Below are 20459 nucleotides of genomic sequence, written 5' to 3' on the forward strand. Positions count from 1 at the left end.
AACTCGATGCCGATCTGGTCACCGCGATCTCGAGCGCGACGGGCACTCATGTCTCGCAGAAGCGGGCCACGATCGTCCAGGACGCCAGTGCAATCGTCAGAGCGGATCTCGTCGCGCTGAACGAGCCTGCCGCCTGACCCCGGGCTCCGCCGACGAAATGATCGCCGACGCCCCTATCGGTCCAGCTCCACTCGGCGGTATGAAGGACTGAGCGCTGCACCAACGTTCCGGAAGGAGAACGACGTGAGCATTGCCACGGAACCCGTCACGATCAGTGATTCGGCGAGACGCAAGGGAAACGTGCTGGTGAGCTGGCTCACCTCCACCGACCACAAGGTGATCGGGTACATGTACCTGATCGAGTCGTTCCTCTACTTCTGTTTCGGTGGAGTCATGGCGTTGGTCATTCGGGCCCAGCTCTTCGAACCCGCCAGCCAGCTGTTGGCGACGAAAGACCAGTACAACCAGCTCTTCACCATGCACGGAACGATCATGCTGCTGATGTTCGCCACTCCCCTGTTCTCGGGATTCGCAAACGTACTGATGCCGCTGCAGATCGGCGCTCCGGATGTCGCGTTCCCCCGCCTGAATGCGTTCGCGTTCTGGCTCTACACCTTCGGCAGCGCGATCGTGGTCGCCGGGTTCCTCACCCCCCAGGGTGCCGCGTCATTCGGCTGGTTCGCCTACGCACCGCTCTCCAGTACGACCTTCACCCCAGGCGATGGCGGCAATCTGTGGGTCTTCGGCCTGGTGCTCTCGGGCTTCGGCACCATCCTCGGCGCGGTGAACTTCATCACCACCATCATCACCATGCGCGCTCCCGGCATGACGATGTTCCGGTTGCCGCTGTTCACCTGGACCACGCTCGTCACCGGGATCCTGATGCTGATGGCGTTCCCCGTTCTCGCGGCCGCGCTGTCGGCGCTGGGCATCGACCGGGTGTTCGACGCACACATCTACGATGCAGCGAATGGCGGTGTGCTGCTCTGGCAGCACCTGTTCTGGTTCTTCGGCCACCCGGAGGTGTACATCATCGCGCTGCCGTTCTTCGGCATCATCAGTGAAGTACTCCCTGTGTTCAGTCGCAAACCCCTGTTCGGCTACAAGACCCTCGTCTACGCCACCATCGCCATCGCCGCCCTCTCGGTCACGGTCTGGGCTCACCACATGTACGTCACCGGGTCGGTGCTGTTGCCGTTCTTCTCGCTGATGACCATGCTGATCGCCGTACCGACAGGGGTCAAGATCTTCAACTGGGTCGGCACGATGTGGCGCGGCTCCGTGACCTTCGAAACACCGATGGTGTGGGCCGTCGGCTTTCTGATCACGTTCACGTTCGGCGGTCTGACCGGCGTCATCCTGGCTTCGCCGCCGCTCGACTTCCACGTCTCCGACAGTTACTTCGTCGTCGCCCACTTCCACTACGTGGTCTTCGGCACCGTGGTGTTCGCGATGTTCGCGGGCTTCTACTTCTGGTGGCCGAAGTGGACCGGCAGGATGCTGAACGAGAAGCTCGGCCAGTGGCACTTCTGGCTCCTGTTCATCGGATTCCACACGACGTTCCTCATCCAGCACTGGCTGGGAGTCGTGGGCATGCCCCGCCGGTACGCGTCGTACTCGCCCGATGACGGGTTCACGTGGATGAACCAGATCTCCACCGTGGGTGCGTTCCTGCTCGCCTCCTCGATGATCCCGTTCTTCCTGAACGTGTACATCACCGCCAGACGGGCTCCGCGAGCGACGGTGAACGACCCCTGGGGACACGCCCGGTCCCTGGAGTGGGCGACATCCTGCCCGCCACCGCGGCACAACTTCACGACCATCCCGCGCATTCGCTCGGAGTCCCCCGCTTTCGACCTGAACCATCCCGAAGCCGGTCTGCCCATCGGGGTGGGGCCCGCCGCGGACGCACCAGACGCTCCACCCCAGAAAGTCCGTTAGAGAGGCGCTGGGTGATGGAGGCTCTCCCCCCTCTGGTTGCTGGTTGTGATCTTCGTCGCGGCCGCAGCTGTCGTCTGGGTCGTCGGCATCCAACCGGCGAAGACGACCGATGTGCCCGATGAGAAGTTGCATTTCAGTAGCGCCCTCGGCGGCCTGATCGTGCGGGCGGGCGTCGACTCAGCCGGGCTCGCAGAGTGGTTGTGAGAGTGGTGACGAGCCAGGTTTCGTACTCAGCGGCGGTTCGGCCGCCCTGCGTGGCGAAAAGGGAGAACATTTCGGGGCTGGCCGACGACCAGAGCGTGTCGGTGCGTTGCTGGTTCGAGATACCAGAGCGAAGGCCGGGTAAGGGGAAGGCGGCGGCCGCGACGCCTTCCATGGTGACTCTTCTCTTTCGCATCGAATCGGCGTAGCCGTCAGCGATCTCGGGGTCAGAGGCTGCCGCCCCGGGCTACATGTGCCAATAGGTGGATGTTCGGGCCGCGACTTGCACGAAGAGGTGCGCCACCGCGGCGAGATATGTCGGCGCCGTGGGATGGGTGCCTGCGGTCTCGGTGAGTTGTCTCCTGATCGCCTCCCGCCAGGAATCCGGTGTCAACGGGATTCCTGATGCGGTCGCCGCGGCGTCGGCGGCCGCGCGGAACAGGGCGCTCTGACTGCCCCACGCAAGGTACAGCGTCTGCAACGACGCCCCGGCTCTCTCGGCGATCGACGTCACCGTCGTGGCGAGGTACCACGGTCGCGAAAGAGTTCATCGGCGGCCCCGAGGAGGCGTGCCCGCGTCTCTTCACGACTGGCGAGCCAGGCGATCCGCCCTGTGCCGGAGACTGTGGCCCAACATCACCGTCACCCCCGCCATCCGCGGGCGTTCGGTTCGACCGCGACCCGGAGGTCGTCACCCGCGATCTTCGGGGGTGGGGAAAGTCCGACGGGTCTCCCGAACCCTTCGGCCCCACCGAGGGCGAAGACATCCACGACGCGATCGAGTGGGCAGCACAGCAGCCCTGGTCCAATGGCAGGATCGGGATGAGCGGGGTGTCGTATCTCGCGATACCCCAGTGGTCCGCGGCCGCGACGAAACCTCCCCACCTGGCAGCGATCAGCCCCTGGGAGGGGTTCACCGATGCCTATCGCGACTTCTCCTACCCCGGCGGCATCCGGGAGAACGGATTCATGCGGGTCTGGAGTGCCTGGCAGAAATCCCTGCGGCCGAAATCGCCCTCGAGAGGATCGACGTGCCCGCACTGGTCTGCGGGAGCTTCTCCGACCAGAGTCTCCACTCCCGTGGTTCGTTCGAGGGGTTCCGGCGGGTCAGTTCGACACAGAAGTGGCTGTACACCCACAGAAGCCCGAAATGGTCGACCTACTATGACGCAGACGCTCTCGCCGCCCAGACGGCGTTCTTCGACCACTTCCTCCGCGGTGACGACACAGGAATCCTCGAAACCCGGCGGTTCGCATCGAGGTCATGCAGACCCGAAAAGACGTCGCAGCCGTCTACACGGCTGACCAGTGGCCACCGAAGCAAGCCAGCCCCCTCGTCCTCCACCTCGACGCTTCCGGCAACGCACTCTCCGCCACGTCACGTCCAGGGCCGGCGCAACAGGATGCGCCACACGGCAAGGCTCAGTTCCGCTGGCGATTCGAGCACCAGGCGGATGTCGACGGCCCGATGCGTCTGCGCGTCGCCGTCAGCATGGACCGCGACGATCTGACCCTGTTCGCCGGAGTCCGGAAGTTCTCCCGCGGCGAGGAGGTCGTCTTCGAGGGCTCCTACGGATTCACCGAAGACATCGTGACACGAGGGTGGCTCCGAGCGGCGCAGCGTGCAGTCGATCCCACGAAAGAGACCGAATGGTAAGCGCTCCACCCCTTCACTGCCTCGAAACCTGTCGCGCCGGGACAGATCGTGCAACTCGATCTCACGCTGCTGCCCTCGGCGACCCGGTTCGCCGCGGGTGACGAACTCGTGCTCGAGCTGCAGGACCGCTTCTTCTTCCGGGCCCCACCACTGGTCGGGCAATTCCCCGCGATCTACCAGCACACCCCGCAGCAGGCCTGGCGCATCCACACCGGCGGAGACCACCACAGCTCGTTGACTGTGCCGCTCTGGAACAGCGTCGGGACAGGCCAGACCGGGGAGCTCCGATGAGCGAGCCAGTCAGAAGAGCGGGAAGGGCACCGGGCACCGTCACGACTGCGAGAGTGCTTCTCGCGGCGGTCTCGCTGTACCACCTCGCCATCGTGCTGTTCACCGTCACGCACACCGAACTGCTCCGCCAGAACATCGCGGTCGATCATCCCGGGTTTGCATCGTCAGCCGTCGAAGAAAGCGCTGGCTCGGCAACCGTCCTCGCTCTGGCGGTGCACATCCCCCTGTTCGTTCTCACCGGCTACCTGGCCGTCGCTCTCGCGAGCGGGCACCCCTGGTCGCTTCGACCGGCGACCGTGTCGCAACTGTTCGGTATCGCTTTCATGAGCCTCAGCACACCGCCCTTCGACGACCTCAGAGCACTCATCCCCCTGCTCATCGTGCTGCAGGCAAGCGTGATCGCCTCCTCTGGATCCCGCGCCGATCCTGAACGTTCTTCGCCAACCACCCTCGATCACGTCGATCCCTCAGACAGGCGCAGATCGCTTCGGAGGAAGAGGTCCGGGGGTGATGCCCCCGAACCTCTTCTCCTCACCGAGACGCAGTACTGCCTGCTACTTGGTGAACCCGATGTCTTCCATGTGCAGGCTCAGCGTCGGGGTGATGGTCGAGCCGGTGACGTTCTTGTTCATGAGGTAGTTGAGAGTCTCATAGTGGGTGAACGCCAACGGCGCATCCGCGGTGAACGTGGTGCGGATCTGCTGGTAGAGCGCCTTGCGCGCAGCCTGGTCGTCGCTTGCGGCGGCCTGGTCGATCAGGGCGTCGACCGCCGGGTTGGAGTAGCCGGTGGTGTTGATGGGGCCGCCCGACTTCGCGACCAGCGAATAGAAGTTGTCGGGGTCGATGGTGCGTTCCTGGTACGCGCTCGTGATTTGGTAGTCGAGCGAAGAATACTTGTCGTACCAGACGGAGACGTCGACCGGATCGATGTTCATCGTGATGCCGACCTCCTTGAGTTCGTCGCGCACCACCTGTCCTGTCTTCAGCAGTTCGGGGTACTGCGACAGGCCGAGGTAGTCGATCGTCAGCCCGTTGGCGTATCCGGCCTCAGCCAGAAGTTTCTTTGCCTGGGCGACGTCTTGCGTGGCTCCGAAGATCCCGGATGCGTCGTACCACGCAGACCCGGTCGGTACCTCTTCGAGGCCGTCCTCCCCGGTGCCGAGGTAGGCGACGTCTTTGATGTCTGAGCGGTTGATCGCCAGTGCGACCGCCTGCCTGACCTTCGGGTCGTTGAACGGTGGCTTCGTGGTGTTCATGGCCAGAAAGTCCGGGATGCCGGCGACCGCACTGGTGACGTAGGTGAAGCGCGGGTCCTTGCTCAGCGAGCCGACCTGCTGCAGCGGCACGGCGTCGGCCCAGTCGATCTCGCCAGCGGAGAGAGCGTCGATCCGGCTCTGGTCGTTGGGGAGGAAGCGGAACGTGATCGCGTCGAGGTGGGGCAGATCCTTCTTGAAGTAGTCGGGGTTCTTCTTCACGGAGATGTGGTCGCCCTGCACCCATTCGACAAAGGTGAACGGGCCGGTTCCGACGGGATTGCGAGTCGGATCAGACGACTCGATGGCCTTCTGATTGACGATCTCGCCATTGGTGGCGAGGTTGGTGAGGAAGGGGCCGAAGGCCCCTTTCAGATGGAAGACGACGGTCGTGGGGTCGGTCGCCTCGACGGAGGAGATCTGCTCGTAGAGACCGGCATAGGCGCTGGCCGTCGCCGGGTCGAGAATGCGGTTGAAGGTGTAGACCACGTCGGCAGACGAGAACTTCTCACCGTTCTGGAAGGTGGCGTTGTCGACCAGTGTGAAGGTCCAGGTGGTCGGGTCGGTCTGCACCCACTTGGTGGCCAGGTCGGGAACGAAGGTGCCGTCGGCGTTCAGGTCGATGAGCTTGGAGAAGATGCCCTCGTAGACCTGCGCTCCGGTGTAGATGGATGAGGTGGCCGGGTCGAGCGAGTCGGGTTCGCCCGTGAGAGCGGCGCGCAGGGTGCCCCCGTCGGTGATCGAGGCCGCGGAGCCCGAGGTGGTGCCACCCGTGGAAGTGCCACAGGCCGTGAGGACGAGCGCTATCGAGAGTGAGAGCGCGCCGATGAAGGAGCGTTTGGCGACTCTGCGCCGGAGTGCTGTTTTCATGTGATTGCTTCCTTAGTGGCTGGTCAGTGCCGGCTCGAGGTGCCGTGTGGAGCGGGAGAGGGGATGTTCAGGATGCGCTGCGGACGAAGTCGATGAATGCTCTGTTGAACGGCTCGGGTGACTCCCAGAGGCAGGCGTGCCCGCCCGGTGTGGTTGCCCAGCGCGAGCCGGGAATGGCCTCGTGGAGGCGCTGGGAGAGTCGAACCGGAATGAGGATGTCTTCGTCACCGGCGAGAACGAGCGTCGGCACGGTGATGCTGCCGATCCGATCGAGAGCGTCATGTTCCTGAATGACGTTCAGTTGGGCCAGGTAGGTCTCCACCTCCATGTCGAGTGAGGCCATCGCACCAGCGAACTCGGTCGCGTCGGCAGGCCGATGCTCGAAGAACGGCCCGGTGAATGCCCAGAGCGCCACATCGCGCATGACGAACGGAACATCGATCGCCTTCGCCAGATCGGCCCAGTACGCGAACATCTGCTGGCAGAAGGGGTCTGCGACGCCGTAGGTGCAGGCCAGGGTGAGGGACTTGAGCCCGTCCCCGTGCGCGATTGCGAACTCCTGGGCGATCATCCCGCCCATCGACACCCCCATCAGGTGGAAGTCGGTGATGCCGAGCTCGTCCACCAGCGCCTTCGCGTCGTCAGCGAGGAGCGTGGAGGTGTAGGGCCCGGCTGGCCTGTCGGTCTCGCCGATACCGCGATTGTCGAATCGAAGAACCCGGAAACCCGCCTCGACGAGATCGGGGATCTGAAAGTCCCACGAATGAAGGTCGTCGGCAAGCCCGTTGATGAGCACGATGGTCTCGGTGGCGGTGTCGTCGCCGTCGATGAGGTAGTTGATGGTGATTCCGTTGACGTCAGCTACTGGCATGGTTTTCTCCTGTCTGGTGGTCGGAAGGGGGACGCGGAATCGCCTTGAGCAGCGTTCGCGTGTACTCGTGCTGGGGCGCCGTCATGACCTGATCGGTGTCGCCTGTTTCGACGACCACGCCATGGAACAACACGGCGATGTCGTCACTGACGTGTTCGACGACTCCGAGATCGTGGGTGATGAAGAGGGATGCGACACCGAGGTCGCTCTGCAGGTCCATGAGCAGGTTGAGGATCTGCGCCTGCACGCTGACGTCGAGCGCACTGACCGGTTCATCGGCGATGATCAGCTCGGGATTGCTGGCCAACGCGGCGGCGATTCCCACCCTCTGGCGTTGGCCTCCGGAGAGGGCTGCGGGCAGGCGCGTTGCGAAAGCGGGGTTCAGGCCGACACGATCGAACAGGTCGAGCACCCGCCGTTCGCGGTCGACCGGTGTGCCGATGGCGAAGCAGTCGAGCGCTTCGCGAACGCTGCGGCCGACCGGCCAGCGGGGGTCGAGACTGCCGAAGGGGTCCTGGAAGACAGGCTGAACGCGGCGGCGGAAATCGACGAGCGCCCGGCCACTGAGGCTGGAGGTCTCGACACCGTCGAAGACGACGGAACCGGACTCGGCTTTCTCGAGACCGAGGATGCAGCGGCCGAGAGTGCTCTTGCCGCTGCCCGACTCGCCGACCAGACCGAGGGTTCTGCCTGTATCGACAGACACGGAGACGTCCCTGAGCGCATGCACACGGTGGCGGTTCCACGGTGGCCCGCCTGTCGTGAAGGTCTTCGTGAGGCCTTCGACCGTCAGCAGGTCGCCCGTCATCTCTCCGCCTCCTTCGCCTGTGCCAGAAGTTCGGCCTCGGAAAGGCTCTCGATGCTCCAGGCGGCCGGGATGACCGGAAGCCGTGTCCCTCGGGGAGCGCCCGCGGGGTTGGCGGCCAGGAGGGCCCGCGTGTACGGATGCTTCGGAGCCCTGAACAGCTCCCGGGCCGTGGCAACTTCGAGCAGGACCCCGCCGTACATCACACCCACGCGATCGCAGACCTGCGCGATCACACCGAGGTCGTGCGAGATGAGCAGAACGGTTGTGCCGTGCACCGTGCGGAGGCGGTCGATCAGTTCGAGAACCTGCGCCTGGATCGTGACGTCGAGCGCCGTTGTCGGCTCGTCAGCGATCAGGAGCTGCGGATCGTTGGCCAGTGCTGCGGCGATCACGATGCGCTGGCGCTGGCCACCGGAGAGGCGGTGGGGTGCGTCCCCGTACCGGTCCGCCGCATCCGGAATGCCCACCTCTGTCATCAGGGCTGTCGCGCGTGCCTTGGCCTCCCGGCGGTCGATGAGGCGGTGCGCCCTGATGGTCTCGGCGATCTGGTCGCCGACAGGCCAGGTGGGGTCGAGGCTCGCGGATGCGTCCTGGAAGATCATCGAGACTTCGTCGCCTCGCATCGATCGAAGCTGGGCATCGTCCTGACCGACAACCTCGCGCCCGTTGACGAGAATGCTGCCGGTGACGGTCGCGGTGCCGGGCAGGAGCCCCATCACCGCGTTCGCGAGCGTGCTCTTGCCGCTGCCACTCTCCCCCACGATGCCGAAGATCTCGCCGCGCCGTAGCGCCAGAGTGACGCCGTCGACCGCCGGCCCGACGGGGGACGCGTCATCGGTCGCGAAAGTGACGCTGACGTCGGTGAACTGCAGGACGTCGGCCGGGACCTCGATCCGGTCATCGGGACTCATTCTGCGACCCCCTTCGGATCGAAGGCGCGGCGAAGGCCCTCGCCGAGGAAAGTGAACGCGAGAACCGCGACCACGATCGCGAGGCCGGGGAAGATCTCGACCCAGGGAGCCTGCACCAGCACATCACGACCGTCGCTCAGCATCCCGCCGAGCGACGGGGTCGGCGGCTGCGTGCCCAGTCCGAGGAAGCTGAGGCCCGCTTCGAGCTGCAACGCAAAGGCGCTGAGTACAGAGGCCTGCACGATCACCGGGCCCATCGCGTTGGGTGCGACGTGACTCACGATCACCCTCAGATGGCCCGCGCCCCGCGCCCTGGCCCCGACGACGAACTCGTTGCGAGTCACGATGAGGGTGCTCGAGCGCATCACCCTGGCCAGGATCGGCAGGTAGATGACGGCGATCGCGAGGGCTGCCACCGCGCTTCCGGGCCCGAGAATGGCGATGAAGGTGATGGCGAGAAGCATCGCCGGCAGCACGAGGATCATGTCGAGCGTGCGCGAGATCGTGGTGTCGACCCACCGCCCGAAGTATCCGGCGAGCAGCCCGAGTGGTACGGCGATGATCGTCGACACGAGCACCGCCGACACCGAGACCAGGAGGCTCACGCGCAGGCCGTAGAGCACCCGGCTCAGCACGTCGCGCCCCAGTACGTCAGAGCCGAAGGGGTGGTCGAAGCTCGGTGCACCGAGCACCTCCCTCACCACGACCGCCTCAGGGTCGTGTGGAGCCAGGAGGGGTGCGGCGATGGCCAGAATGGCGAGCACGCCGAGCAGCGCGCCCCCACCCAGGAGGAAGCGCGTGGATGACCGCCTCCTCGCCCGCGGCGTCGTGATCGGCGCCACGCGTTCGAGCTGCGTCTGAACGCTCATGTCGACTTCCCATCTGAGACCCGCGGGTCAAGAGCTCCGACCAGGATGTCGGTTATCAGCGAGACCACGATGAACGTGACGGCGATCGCGAGCACGCCGGCCTGGACTGCCGGGTAGTTGCGCTGGGTGATCGCAGTGACGACGAGTCGACCGACACCGGGGAGGGCGAAGAGCGTCTCGATGATGATGGCCCCACCGAGCAGCACGCCGATCTGGATGCCGATGACCGTGACGATGGCCGGGGCCGCGTTGCGGAGCGCATGGCCCGACACGATCCTGCGGGTGCTGAGCCCTTTGGCGCGCAGGAAAGTGATGAAGGGCCTGTCGAGTACACCGGTCAGTGCGCTTCGCGTGGTGCGCAGAATGTAGGCGGCCTCGCCGACCGCCAACGTCAGCACGGGCAGGATCATGTACCGGAGGTTGTTCACGGGGTCGTCGGCGAAGGGCACATAGCCCGAGGGCGGCAGGATCGCCAGCGTTCCGGTGAACAGGAGAACGAGCATGATGCCCAGCCAGAAGTCGGGAATGCTGATGCCGAAGACGACGAAACCCTCGGTCAGGCGTTTGACCCACCTGCCACCGGTGGCGGCCCTGATACCCAGGGGGACGCCGATGGCCACGGCGAGCACGATGGCAAGCCCGGTGAGCTCGAACGTCACCGGCAGGCGCTGGGCGAGAAGTTCTGACAGTGGTGCGTGACTGACGATGTCGGAGCCCAGGTCACCGCGGAACAGTGCGCCCGCCCAGTTCAGGTACTGGGTCAGGATGTCCTGGTCGAGCCCGAGCTGGTGACGGACTTCGGCGACGTTCGCATCCGTCGCCCTGAATCCGAGCATGGTGCGAACAGGGTCTCCGGGAACGAGCCTGATGATGAGGAACACGACGATGCTCATGACGAAGAGCACCGGAATCGTCAGCAGAACACGTCGCGCGACGAAGGCGAGTCGGGATGTCATTCTTCGTGCTCCGCTCGCTCGACCAGAGCGCGGATGAGGGTTTCAGACAGGGTGAAGTGCTTCGCGGCGATGTGGGATGCCTCGTCTTCCCGCCCGTCGATGACGGCGGACACCAGCTCCTGGTGCTGCCTGATCGCCTGCCTGCGCACCTCGTCGGTGTAGGGCTCGGCACCGAGGTTCAGGCTGATCCTGGTTCGGAGTTCGACAGAGAGGTTGACGAGGATCGGATTATGGGTGGCTTGGGCGATCGCCTGGTGCAGGCTCGAGTCGGCGCGGCGGGAAGCGTCGTGGTCGGGTGCATCGAGATAGTCCTGGAGGGCTGTCGAGATCCGTGCGGCATCCTCGTCGGTGCAGCGGAGCGCCGCGGTACGCGCGATCATCGGCTCGACGAGGGTTCGTGCGTCGAAGATCTGCTCGAACTCCTCCCAATTGGGTACCAGGTGCCTCCGCACGTGTTCGGCCGAGGTCGGCCCCCAGTCGGCGAGAACGAAGTATCCACCATTGCGACCGTGACGCACTTCGAGGTACCCGGTCTGGGTGAGCTGCTTGAGCGCCTCCCGCACCGATGTGCGCGATACCCCGAGCATCGACGCCAGTTCCCGTTCGGTGGGCAACTGTTGTGTCGTCACGTACACCCCCAGGGCGATGGCCGTGACGAGCCGGTCGACGACATCGTCGGCGACGCGGCGGGAGACGATCGGCGCTGCCCATTGACCCACGGTCGTGGGCTCGTCGAGAGTGTCCGGATCGGCGCCGGACGCTGTTTCGACGCTCATTCGACCTCCTCGAATCGCATCAGGAGGAACCGGGCGAGTGTTCGCGCGGCGTCGACGATGCTCTGGAGGTCGACGGATTCGTCGACCCCGTGCATGTCGAAGGCGGTCGCCCCGAAACACACGGCCGGAATACCGAAATCGTTGAGATAGGTGCGCGCGTCGGTCGTGCTTCCCAGAGTGAACGCTTCGAGGGTCGTGCCGTGGGCATCGGAATTCGCACGTCGCAGGTCCCTCACGAGAGCACTGTCTTCATCGAGCAGGTACCCGCCCGCCCGAAAGCCCGACAGCGTGACAACCGGCTGTGCAGGGAAATCCCGATCGGCTTCGACCGCGTCGGAAATGACGGCCCTGATACGCTCCTCCGCCTGCGTCGCCGACCAGCCACGAGGAAAACCGATGCGGATGCCGAGGCTCGCCGTCGCAGGCGCCGTCGAGGTCCAGTCGCCGGAGCGCACCGTGCCGAGATTGACGTTGTAGGGGCGCGAACCTCCGGGCATGCTCGGCTCGGGCTCGCTGGCGACGAGGGACTCCGACCAGCTCTGGAGTGTCGCCACGATGCGCATCCCCAACTCAATGGCATTCGCAACCCCGTGCGATGCCTCCGCGTGGGCAGAGAAGGCAATCACATCGACGTCGACCCACAACACACCCACGCCGCCCACCATGAGGCCGCCCTGCGTCGGTTCGAGCACGACGACCTCGGCGGCCGTCACTCCCTGTTCCGCGAGGGAGCGGAGTGTTCCGTTCCCGGTGCACTCCTCTTCGATGACGGCAAGGAAGCCGAGGCGGTTCGTCGCGAAGAGCCCGGGTGCGACATCCCGTAGCGCGCGGAGTGCGAGTATTCCCACAGCGAAGCCCGCCTTCATGTCTCCCGCACCGCGGCCGAACAGTCGGCCGTTGCGACGTTCGGGAGAGAAAGGCGGCGACGTCCAGAGTTCGGGCGACTCGGCGGGTACGACATCCATGTGACCGTTCAGGAGAAGGGTCAGCTCCTGTTCGCCGGGCGTTGTGGCCAGAAGCTGGAATCTCTCGTCGCTGAGCCGGCTGGACGGCGCAGTGACGCCCGCGCGCGGGTCGTCGAAAGGGGCATTGTCGAAGGGCAGTCGCGTCGTGTCGAGCCCCACCTGCTTCGCTTCTTCTTCGAACACTTCGAGGGCGGCCTGCTCGTGGCCGATCATGCTCGAAGCCGCCACAAGTCGCTCGAGGAAGGCAAAGGCCTCTTCTGTGTGAGCGTCGATGGCGCGGTCAAGGTGGTTCGACATGGCGGGAGATCCTCGTTCGCCTAATGGTTTAGAGTCCAGACCCTATACCAAATACGCACCTATCCGCACGAGCTGATAGACGTATCCGCCGATCCGTTACGTTCTCGGAATATGCCCGTCATGCGCCCGAAACACTGCGGGACGTCGTCGTGTCGAACCCGGCCTCAGCTGGGGCTCACCTCGCTGGCGAAGACGACCACGTTATCCACGTAGTGGCCGGTCGAGTCGTCGAAGACCCCGCCACAGGTGATGAGCCTGAGCTGCGCTGTCGGTGTCGGCGCGTAGACCTCCCCCGTGGGGAACGCGGCCTTCGCCACCTCGATCTCACGGTCGACGGCGAACACCCGCGTGCTGCCGTCAGACAGCGTCACCGTCACCCGGTCGCCGACTTTAAGCGACGAGAGTTCGTAGAACACGGCTGGACCGACCGCATCGTCGATGTGCCCCGCGATGACGGCCGGCCCGACATCACCCGGCACAACACCCTCCTGGTACCACCCGGCCGAGGCGAAGTTCTTCGGCGGCTGTATCCATCCGGTCGCATCGCGGCTCAGCGCCTCGAGCCCCGAGTCGACCCCGATGGCAGCGATCTGCACCCGCACGGGCGTGATGCCCTGCTGCTCCAGATCCGGGCCAGCAGGCCCTGCCGGGTCCTGGTTCGAACCCAGCGCCCCCCGCGCTGCGGCGGCTGGAGGCTCGGGCGCAGCCGCTGTCGGGGTGACCGGGGCGGGTGTGGTCGCTGCCGCTCGGCCGCCGGCATCTCCTGACCCGCTTACGCCTGCAGCGCTTCCGGCGCCCGCAGAACAGCCCGACAGCGCGATCGTCAGAACCAGAAGGCACCCACCCAGAACCGCCAGCACGCGCGGTGGTTCGCCCGGCGACGCAGCGCGACGGGTCATCGGGTGCGTTGCGGCAGAGAGGGCGGGTCTTGAACCAGAGCCGGAGCGGGACCGTCAGGGCGGTGTGAGCGCCGCAGGGCAACCCCGACCAGCAGAGCCAGCGCCAGCGCCAGACTCGACGCCACCAGCAGACTCGACGCCGTTGCCAGAGGTCCCGCCATACCCCCAGGGGATGCGAGATGGGCATTGACATGCACACCGGTGCCGCCGCCGCCGGTCTGAATACCGCCTGTCGGCAGGGCGGTGACACTCGACGCATCCGCCACCGACGTGACGGTGACGCCCCCGCTCGCGTTGTCGAGCACGAACAGGGTGGAGACAGCCCCGACCGGCAGGTCGACCTGTGCCGACGACGTCGTCGGCCCGCCCGATACCGTCAGGGTCGACGGCCCCGCCTCGACGTTCGAGTACGGCGAAGCCGTGCCAGACGTCACACCTGCGGCCAGTACCGTTCCCGTCGAGGTCGACACCGTGACACTCGGTACGGCAGTCGAAGCCTGAACGACACGAATACGTGACTCGCCCGCCGCCGGAGCGGTCAGATCGTCGGAGAACACCGCCGCCTTGAGTGAGGCGTTCTTCCCGTACGCCGCAACGGTGAGGGGCTGGCCACTGGCCACCGTGATCGACGCCTGAATGACCGGGGACGTCATGTCCCCGCCCGTCGGCACCATCGAAACGATGTACGCCCCCTTCGGCAGGGCGATGTAGTTCGAGACCTGCCCGTAGGCGATGTCCTGCAGAGAGCTCACGACCGACCCTCCCGCGAGCGCCGTCAACTGGATGTCGACCGCCGAGGTGTCAGGCGAGAGGTGAGCCAGCCGCACCCACCCTGTCGACGCGGCTTCGGACACGGCCGCAGCCGGGACAGCCGAAGGCGTCGCCGAGGCGACCTGGAGTGTCGGGCCTCCGACCATGGCACCGACGATGAGACCGAAGAGCGCCGCCACAACGACGCCCGACACCCGAAGACGGCGACGTGGAGGAACCTCTCCGCCCCGAGCGGCCCGCTGCACATTCCCACACCCGAGTGTTTTCACCATGTCGGTTCTCTCTCTCTTCGTCGCACCAGCGCTGCACATCAGGAAGCCGGTGCGGGCGAGGGAAGCAGTGACGATGGCTCCCCGGGTGCAAACGTCACCAGCACACCGGCGGGAACGCGTGCAACAGACTCGACCTCGACCGGGGCGCTCAACCCCTGGAACCAGGCCTCGACCGAGGCCGCGGCTGCGGCTGCGGCTGAGGCTGCGGCGCCAGCCGAGGCCGCACTTCCCGGGGCAGTACTGCCCGGGACCGTTGCGTCGGTGCCCAGCGGCACTCCCGCAAGGCCGGAGACCAGTATCCGGCGGCGTACCTCAGCCGTTCCGGTACCCGCATCGGCGGCCGGAAAGTCGGCCACGGTCAGTCGCGTCTGCCCCAGGTACTGACCGAGGCTCAGGATGCCGCGGGCATCGACCTGGCCCGCGACCAGCAGTTCGCGGGCATTCGCTGAGAGCGTGAGCCCCGCGTTGCTGGCCAGCTGGCTCCCGGCGAACGTTCGCGCCGCTGCCACCTGAACCGCCGTGGCGCCAACAGCTGCACTGCCGGCGATCGGCGCGTTGCCCACTGAGCCGTCGCCCACTGAGCCGTCGCCCACTGAGCCGTCGCCCACAGAGCCGTCGCCCATCGTGCCCGGAGCGAGCATGGGCACCTCCGGAGCAGCGCCGCCCTGGTTCAGAGCCGTGTTGCTGTCGAGTGCGACGACCGGTGACGTGCCGAGCGTCGGAGCCATCATCGCGACCGTCGCAACGACGGCCACTGCCGCCGCCGCCAGCAGGGCCACCCCGAGACGTTTTCTTCGTACAACACGGATGACATGCCGGGGCTCAGGACGCCTCGGTTTGCGGTGGTGCGCACCAGTCTTCACTGCTGCGTGCCTGTGATGCTCGCCGAGGGGATTCACGTGAAGCGAAAAACTGGTCATTCGGGGCCCTTTGCATCAGCTCGCACACGGTGGTGCGGGCAGGGACTGCGACCCTGGTCAGTTTCCTCCGCAGAACCTGCGGTGTCAGTCGATTCTGAACCCCCATCGCACTATCCGCACCTGTTTGGGGGGTTTCCGTCAAAATCTCACCCTCTTTTTTGTGCGCCGACGCTGTGAGGCAACCGACCCTCGCTACCCGAAGCGTGCGCCTGATCGTCGGGGCCGAGGGCATGCCTCACTCTTCTACGAGCGCAGAGGGGGAGAATCGTTGCACGACCACAGAGCGCTCAGCTCTCACTCAAGGAGACCCCATGACCCTGCCAGACCACCTGCTCGAGCTGCTCCGTCAGCCGAGTCCGTGCTTTCTCTCCACCCTCATGGCCGACGGTTCCCCGCAGGTGACGGAGACGTGGGTCGACACCGACGGCGAACACGTCATCATCAATACCGTGGTCGGCTTCGTGAAAGTCAGGAACGTTCAGCGCGACCCGCGGGTGGCCGTGGCGATCCAGGACCCCCAGAACCCGTTCCGGTACATCCAGGTGCGGGGCGAAGTCGTCAGTATGACGACGGAGGGCGGCGTGGAGAGCATCGAGGCCCTGTCGCAGAAGTACACCGGACAGCCCTACCCCTGGTACGGCGGACGCGACCAGGAGCGCATCATCCTGACCATTGCGGCGACCAGTATCAGCGGGCAGGGGTAGCGCCCCGTCAGAGACCCTGTTGCGCGAGCAGCCGCGGAATCTGCTCACGGAAGGGAAAGAAGCCCCGCGACGCGTGTGGCCACGCGAGAGTGTCCCACCGCCGCTGGAGGGTCGACAGCGTCACCCCTTCCGAAGCGACGGCGGCCCGCAGAGTGTCGATGCGCTCCCGCACCGGACCGACCGGAGCAAACGGCATCACGATGGAGTTCAGATTCTCTGACGCCGCCCACTCGAGCACGGTCGACGCGAACGTGTCGGAGAGCACGTGTGGCCGACCACTCGCGCCGGAGCGTGCGACGCCGTCGTCGAGAGCCGACATCGTGAACTCGGCCACCGCATCCGAGGCACCCAACGGCGAGCGGTCGTCGGCTCGGGCGAACCCGACCACAGCGACGAGCCGGTTGTGGGAGGTGACCGACGGATGTTCGGCCAGCAGACCGGGCGCATCCAGGTCTTCTTCGTGCAGGAGCAGACCCGACCGCGACCCGCTGGGGCTCGGCTCCGGCGGTGCGAGGGGTGAACGCGTCGGCAGCGGATCCTCGACGAGAGCCCGCGCCGTTGTGGCCAGCCCCTTCGGAGAGAAACGCCCTTCCGTGAAACGGGAGATGTTCGACTGGGACGCGAGATAGGTCTTGCCTGCCGTCTGGAGGCCGGCCACCCACCGCCACGACAGTGTGTTCGACGCGGCATCCCCATCGAGAAGATGACGGTAGAAGAAGTCCGCGCCCAGTTGCCACGGCAGGCGCAGGGTGAAGATCCAGATGCTCGCGAACCACATGCGGGTGTGATTGTGGAGGTACCCGGTCTCGATGAGTTCCTGCGCCCAGACATCCATCGCGTCGATCCCGGTGCGACCGACGATCGCATCCCGATAGTCGCCGGCCTCGGTCTGGCCGGCCTGAGCGAGTTCGACGACATCCCGTCGGTACCGCAGCCAGACGTCGGGGTTCTGTTCGAGCCAGCCCTTCCAGTAGGTGCGCCACATGACTTCCTGTACGAACTTCTCGCTCGAGGAGAGTCGGTGCTGGCCGAGCACGGCGGCGACGACTTCACTCTCCGTCAGGAGCCGATGCCGGATGTACGGAGAGAGCGACGAGACGTTGTCGCGACCCGGCCCGGCGTCGAGGTTGCGATCTCGGGCGTACTGCGATCCTGCTCGGGGAACGAAGTCGGCGAGGGCTTCGAGGGCGGCCGCACGAGTGGGAGTGAACACCCTTGCCATTATGAGCGCCCCTGCAGTGACGGCGGCCCCGCCCGCGCCGGGGTTGACGTCAAGACCCGGTACTGTTGGCTGCCGTGGCCCACGTTCGCCTCACCAGACAGGAACCCGTGACATCTTCGAGCACCTCCGCGTCGACGCTGGTGGTCATTCCCGCGTTCGGTTCGCCGGAGTTGACGGATGCGGTCGTCGCCGACCTGTGTCGCGACGGAAGCGACCTCGACCCGGCCGTGCGCATCGTGGTGGTCGACAACGCCGGTGACTACGTGCTGCCCGAAGGCCGCATCTCGGTGTACCGCCCGGGGCAGAACCTGCGGTGGATCGGCGCCACGAACTGGGCCCTCGAGGAGTCCTCGCGCGCGGGACATGCGGTCTGCGTGGTGCTGAACAACGACATCCGGCTGTCGCCCGGGTTCCTCGACGGGTTGCTCGCCCCGTTCCGGAGCGCAGACGACATCGCGATGGCGGCGGCCTGCTACGACGACTTCTGGCTGCATCAGCGGGCCCATACGATCCCCCGGGTCGCCGCAGAGTACGTGCCACGCGACGTGCTCCGCGACGTCGACTTCTGCGACGGTACCGCGATCGCATTCGCAGTACCCTCCGTGGCCCTGCTGGGGGGTCTCGACGAGGTCACGTTCGCCGGGCACGGCTACGGAGCGGACATCGACCTGGCCATCCGGGTGCGCGCGGCCGGCCTTCGATGCGTGGTCACCGAGGGCGCCTACGTCTCGCACCTGCGTCGCCAGACGATGAACCGCACCGGCCAGACGTCGGAGGGCAACCGCGCAGAGATCCTCGATGGTCTGAACGCGAAGTGGGGCGACGGCTGGCGGGCGGAGGCCGGGCTCTCGCCGGCGTCGTTCCCCGCCCACAACACCGGCAACGGCGCATCGTGGTACCTGACCCCGCCGACGTGGTGAGCCGTTCCGGCCCCTCCCCGCGGCGGATCGTCTACGCGGGTTTCGCCACCCGCCACCACAGCGGCGGTGTGCACGTGATGACCCAGCACGTGCGGCTGCTCTGCGCGGGCGGCCACGACGCTCGGTTGTGGCTGCCCGATCCGGCTGACCGCACCGACTGGATCGGGGATGACGTACCGATGCTGTTCGGCGCCACCCTCCCGATCGGCGCCGACGATCTCCTGGTGCTGCCGGAGACACCGACCATCCAGGGCCGCGACCCGGCGCCCGGAGCACGGAAGGTCATCTTCAACCAGAACCACTTCTACACCTTCGCCGCCGGCGCCCCCGGCGAGAACTTTCCCGGCTGGGCGCCTGAGCCCGCGGTCTGGGCGGTGTCGGCCGAGAGCCGCGACGTGCTCGCCGCCACGCTTCCCGGCCTGACGGTGGGGCTCGTGCCCAATCCGGTCGACGGCGAGCTGTTCTCCCCCGGCCCGACCGGGCAGCTCCGGGTGAGCTGGTTTCCCAAGAAGCGGCCTCGGGAGGCCTCCCTCCTTGCGCGGATGCTCGCCGACGACCCCCGGCTCTCCGGGGTGGAGCTGGTGGAGCTGAGAGAGGCCCCGCGGGCCGAGGTGGCTGCCACCCTGGCGACGACGGCGATCTTCATCGCCCTCGGGCACACCGAGAGCTTCGGTCTGCCCGTCGCCGAAGCGCTGGCGTCAGGATGTCTCGTGGTCGGCTACGACGGCGGAGGCGGTCACGAACTGTTCGAGGCGCCCGGAGCGTGGCGGGTTCCAGACCAGCGACCACTGCTGATCCGAGACCGGGTGGCCGAGCTCATCCAGAACATCGACGCCCGGGCGTCGGTGCGCGCCGCGAACCGACGCTGGGTGCTGGAGCGCTACCCCTTCGCCCGCACTGCTGCAGCGCTGCAGGAGGCGGTCGACGCTGCGTGGGCGGGGCCCGGCGCTGACACCGTGGCGGAGCATCCGGTCGCCTGGCTCGAGAGCCTCGGGCCCAACTTCACGGCGTACGCCTGACGGGTCAGTAGGCGCCCTTCACGACGTTGATGAGGTCGTCGCCGGCCACGTACCGTCGAATCTGGTCGGTGACCAGCGCGAAGGCTCGCGCTCCCGCCGAGGCGACGGAGCCGGCCGCGTGCGGGGTGATGATCAGGTTCGGTGCCTTCCAGAGCGGGTGGCCCGAGGGCAGTGGCTCCGGCTCCATCACGTCGAGAGCGGCGCGCAGGCGGCCAGACGTCAGCTCGGAGAGCAGTGCTTCGGTGTCGACGACCTTGCCCCGCGCGACGTTGACCAGGAGGGCGCCATCGGGCATCCGGGCCAGGAATTCGGCGTCCACGAGCCCCGTCGTGTCTGAGGTGAGCGGAACGGTCAGCACCACCACGTCGGCCTCGGGCAGCAGGCTCGGCAGTTCCGAGATGGCGTGGATGTCGTCACGAGCCGTGTGCGCCACGAGCACCGGATCGGCGTCGAAGGCCCGCAGCCGGCGGGCGGTCTGCTCGCCGAGGTCACCGGCGCCGATGATCAGCACCCGCTTGTCGCGCAGATCGTCGGCCTCCATCGGGTTCCATCGGCCCTCCTGCTGCGACTCGATGAAGTGGGGCAGCCGCCGGAGCGTCGCCAGGACGACCGTCAGAACCAGCTCGGCGACGGCCGAACCGTGAACACCGCGCGCCGTGCACAGCGTGACCCCGTCTGGGACGGAGTCGAGGATGTCCTCCACTCCCGCGCTCGTCAGCTGGGTGACCTCGAGCTTCGGCAGGGCAGCGAACTTGTCGGCGAGGTTGGTGGAATCCTCGACCTGCGGCACCCAGAAGACGGTCTCCGCCAGTTTGTCGGGTTTGTCGTCCTCACCGTTCCAGACGATCACCTCTACCCCGTCGGGAAGGTCTCCGAGGAGTTCTTGAGCGTTCGAGTCGGGTACGCATACGACAGTCATGGCTTCAGCGTAGTCACCGTCATGGCCGGGCTGCAGTCCTAGTGTCTCCGGGACTTCTACACAAGGTGAAACTTCGTTCATGGAAGGTACTTAGAATGCAATCAGGCACCCGGAAGTTCGTTTGCCGGTGAATCTTCTCTGCGGATC

19 protein-coding genes and 2 pseudogenes are annotated in these 20459 nt (G+C 66.3%); 7 read left to right on the plus strand and 14 right to left on the minus strand.

Annotated elements, in window-relative coordinates; all coding sequences use genetic code 11:
• Positions 1-249: 249 nt before the first annotated feature.
• A complete protein-coding gene (gene ctaD / locus B7R24_RS08945) occupies positions 250-1941 on the plus strand; it encodes an aa3-type cytochrome oxidase subunit I (protein WP_437123522.1) in 1692 nt (563 codons plus the stop codon).
• 36 nt (positions 1942-1977) lie between these two features.
• A complete protein-coding gene (locus B7R24_RS17585) occupies positions 1978-2145 on the plus strand; it encodes a hypothetical protein (protein ID WP_172582767.1) in 168 nt (55 codons plus the stop codon).
• 244 nt (positions 2146-2389) lie between these two features.
• On the opposite strand, the pseudogene B7R24_RS08955 reads toward B7R24_RS17585, so the two are convergent.
• A pseudogene (locus B7R24_RS08955) lies at positions 2390-2659 on the minus strand (hypothetical protein); the annotation flags it as partial.
• Here B7R24_RS08955 and B7R24_RS18430 point away from each other — a divergent pair.
• Together B7R24_RS18430 and B7R24_RS18100 are read left to right on the plus strand one after the other, a co-directional pair.
• Positions 2548-3447, plus strand: coding sequence for a CocE/NonD family hydrolase (locus tag B7R24_RS18430; protein WP_147304963.1), 900 nt, complete (start codon positions 2548-2550; stop codon positions 3445-3447). The pseudogene B7R24_RS08955 and the gene B7R24_RS18430 sit on opposite strands and share 112 nt — an antisense overlap.
• A pseudogene (locus B7R24_RS18100) lies at positions 3392-4090 on the plus strand (CocE/NonD family hydrolase C-terminal non-catalytic domain-containing protein); the annotation flags it as partial. The gene B7R24_RS18430 and the pseudogene B7R24_RS18100, both read left to right, overlap by 56 nt.
• A gap of 554 nt (positions 4091-4644) precedes the next feature.
• Here B7R24_RS18100 and B7R24_RS08975 read toward each other — a convergent pair.
• The 11 genes from B7R24_RS08975 to B7R24_RS09025 all read right to left on the minus strand — a co-directional run bounded on the left by B7R24_RS08975 (position 4645) and on the right by B7R24_RS09025 (position 15387).
• On the minus strand, positions 4645-6213 hold the full coding sequence (locus tag B7R24_RS08975; RefSeq protein WP_116418635.1) for an ABC transporter substrate-binding protein: 1569 nt from the start codon (positions 6211-6213) through the stop codon (positions 4645-4647).
• Positions 6214-6280: 67 nt separating this feature from the next.
• The gene (locus B7R24_RS08980; RefSeq protein WP_116418636.1) at positions 6281-7084 is read right to left on the minus strand and encodes an alpha/beta fold hydrolase; all 804 of its coding nucleotides are present in this window, start codon (positions 7082-7084) and stop codon (positions 6281-6283) included.
• On the minus strand, positions 7071-7892 hold the full coding sequence (locus B7R24_RS08985; protein ID WP_116418637.1) for an ATP-binding cassette domain-containing protein: 822 nt from the start codon (positions 7890-7892) through the stop codon (positions 7071-7073). Before B7R24_RS08985 ends, B7R24_RS08980 begins: the two co-directional genes overlap by 14 nt.
• Positions 7889-8803 carry an ABC transporter ATP-binding protein gene (locus tag B7R24_RS08990; RefSeq protein WP_116418638.1) on the minus strand — a complete coding sequence of 305 codons (915 nt, stop codon included), beginning with the start codon at positions 8801-8803 and terminating at the stop codon, positions 7889-7891. Before B7R24_RS08990 ends, B7R24_RS08985 begins: the two co-directional genes overlap by 4 nt.
• A complete protein-coding gene (locus B7R24_RS08995) occupies positions 8800-9672 on the minus strand; it encodes an ABC transporter permease (RefSeq protein ID WP_116418639.1) in 873 nt (290 codons plus the stop codon). The genes B7R24_RS08990 and B7R24_RS08995 overlap by 4 nt, the downstream gene beginning before the upstream one ends.
• Positions 9669-10628 (minus strand): ABC transporter permease, encoded by a 960-nt coding sequence (locus B7R24_RS09000; protein ID WP_116418640.1) that lies wholly within the window; start codon positions 10626-10628, stop codon positions 9669-9671. Before B7R24_RS09000 ends, B7R24_RS08995 begins: the two co-directional genes overlap by 4 nt.
• Entirely contained in the window at positions 10625-11404 is a 780-nt protein-coding gene (locus B7R24_RS18305) for a FadR/GntR family transcriptional regulator (RefSeq protein ID WP_116418641.1), read from the minus strand. Before B7R24_RS18305 ends, B7R24_RS09000 begins: the two co-directional genes overlap by 4 nt.
• Positions 11401-12666 (minus strand): M20/M25/M40 family metallo-hydrolase, encoded by a 1266-nt coding sequence (locus B7R24_RS09010; protein WP_116418642.1) that lies wholly within the window; start codon positions 12664-12666, stop codon positions 11401-11403. Before B7R24_RS09010 ends, B7R24_RS18305 begins: the two co-directional genes overlap by 4 nt.
• A 164-nt stretch (positions 12667-12830) precedes the next feature.
• Positions 12831-13565 (minus strand): class F sortase, encoded by a 735-nt coding sequence (locus B7R24_RS09015; protein ID WP_116418643.1) that lies wholly within the window; start codon positions 13563-13565, stop codon positions 12831-12833.
• Complete coding sequence (locus B7R24_RS09020) at positions 13562-14608, minus strand: DUF4397 domain-containing protein (protein ID WP_172582769.1); 1047 nt, start codon at positions 14606-14608, stop codon at positions 13562-13564. Before B7R24_RS09020 ends, B7R24_RS09015 begins: the two co-directional genes overlap by 4 nt.
• A 38-nt stretch (positions 14609-14646) precedes the next feature.
• Entirely contained in the window at positions 14647-15387 is a 741-nt protein-coding gene (locus B7R24_RS09025) for a hypothetical protein (protein WP_116418645.1), read from the minus strand.
• Between the two features lie 452 nt (positions 15388-15839).
• On the opposite strand from B7R24_RS09025, the gene B7R24_RS09030 reads away from it, so the two are divergent.
• Positions 15840-16232: a PPOX class F420-dependent oxidoreductase gene (locus tag B7R24_RS09030; protein ID WP_116418646.1), complete on the plus strand. Its 393-nt coding sequence runs from the start codon at positions 15840-15842 to the stop codon at positions 16230-16232.
• A 7-nt stretch (positions 16233-16239) separates the two neighbouring features.
• Here the strand turns inward: B7R24_RS09030 and B7R24_RS09035 are convergent, their stop codons facing one another.
• Complete coding sequence (locus tag B7R24_RS09035) at positions 16240-17445, minus strand: FAD-binding domain-containing protein (RefSeq protein WP_216363656.1); 1206 nt, start codon at positions 17443-17445, stop codon at positions 16240-16242.
• Between the two features lie 116 nt (positions 17446-17561).
• Between B7R24_RS09035 and B7R24_RS09040 the strand changes: the two genes are divergently transcribed.
• A complete protein-coding gene (locus tag B7R24_RS09040) occupies positions 17562-18374 on the plus strand; it encodes a glycosyltransferase (protein WP_172582770.1) in 813 nt (270 codons plus the stop codon).
• Positions 18347-19393 (plus strand): glycosyltransferase, encoded by a 1047-nt coding sequence (locus tag B7R24_RS09045; protein ID WP_172582771.1) that lies wholly within the window; start codon positions 18347-18349, stop codon positions 19391-19393. Before B7R24_RS09040 ends, B7R24_RS09045 begins: the two co-directional genes overlap by 28 nt.
• A gap of 4 nt (positions 19394-19397) precedes the next feature.
• Here B7R24_RS09045 and B7R24_RS09050 read toward each other — a convergent pair whose 3' ends face one another.
• The gene (locus B7R24_RS09050) at positions 19398-20312 is read right to left on the minus strand and encodes a 2-hydroxyacid dehydrogenase (RefSeq protein WP_116418650.1); all 915 of its coding nucleotides are present in this window, start codon (positions 20310-20312) and stop codon (positions 19398-19400) included.
• Positions 20313-20459: the final 147 nt, after the last annotated feature.

The organism is Subtercola boreus (assembly GCF_003399645.1).
GTDB classification, from domain to species: domain Bacteria; phylum Actinomycetota; class Actinomycetes; order Actinomycetales; family Microbacteriaceae; genus Subtercola; species Subtercola boreus_A.

Coding starts and splice junctions, on each gene's coding strand:
- B7R24_RS18430 (WP_147304963.1), top strand. CDS start 2,548: ATGCGGTCGCCGCGGCGTCGGCGGCCGCGCGGAACAGGGCGCTCTGAC.
- B7R24_RS08975 (WP_116418635.1), bottom strand. CDS start 6,213: ATGAAAACAGCACTCCGGCGCAGAGTCGCCAAACGCTCCTTCATCGGC.
- B7R24_RS08980 (WP_116418636.1), bottom strand. CDS start 7,084: ATGCCAGTAGCTGACGTCAACGGAATCACCATCAACTACCTCATCGAC.
- B7R24_RS08985 (WP_116418637.1), bottom strand. CDS start 7,892: ATGACGGGCGACCTGCTGACGGTCGAAGGCCTCACGAAGACCTTCACG.
- B7R24_RS08990 (WP_116418638.1), bottom strand. CDS start 8,803: ATGAGTCCCGATGACCGGATCGAGGTCCCGGCCGACGTCCTGCAGTTC.
- B7R24_RS08995 (WP_116418639.1), bottom strand. CDS start 9,672: ATGAGCGTTCAGACGCAGCTCGAACGCGTGGCGCCGATCACGACGCCG.
- B7R24_RS09000 (WP_116418640.1), bottom strand. CDS start 10,628: ATGACATCCCGACTCGCCTTCGTCGCGCGACGTGTTCTGCTGACGATT.
- B7R24_RS18305 (WP_116418641.1), bottom strand. CDS start 11,404: ATGAGCGTCGAAACAGCGTCCGGCGCCGATCCGGACACTCTCGACGAG.
- B7R24_RS09010 (WP_116418642.1), bottom strand. CDS start 12,666: ATGTCGAACCACCTTGACCGCGCCATCGACGCTCACACAGAAGAGGCC.
- B7R24_RS09015 (WP_116418643.1), bottom strand. CDS start 13,565: ATGACCCGTCGCGCTGCGTCGCCGGGCGAACCACCGCGCGTGCTGGCG.
- B7R24_RS09020 (WP_172582769.1), bottom strand. CDS start 14,608: ATGGTGAAAACACTCGGGTGTGGGAATGTGCAGCGGGCCGCTCGGGGC.
- B7R24_RS09030 (WP_116418646.1), top strand. CDS start 15,840: ATGACCCTGCCAGACCACCTGCTCGAGCTGCTCCGTCAGCCGAGTCCG.
- B7R24_RS09050 (WP_116418650.1), bottom strand. CDS start 20,312: ATGACTGTCGTATGCGTACCCGACTCGAACGCTCAAGAACTCCTCGGA.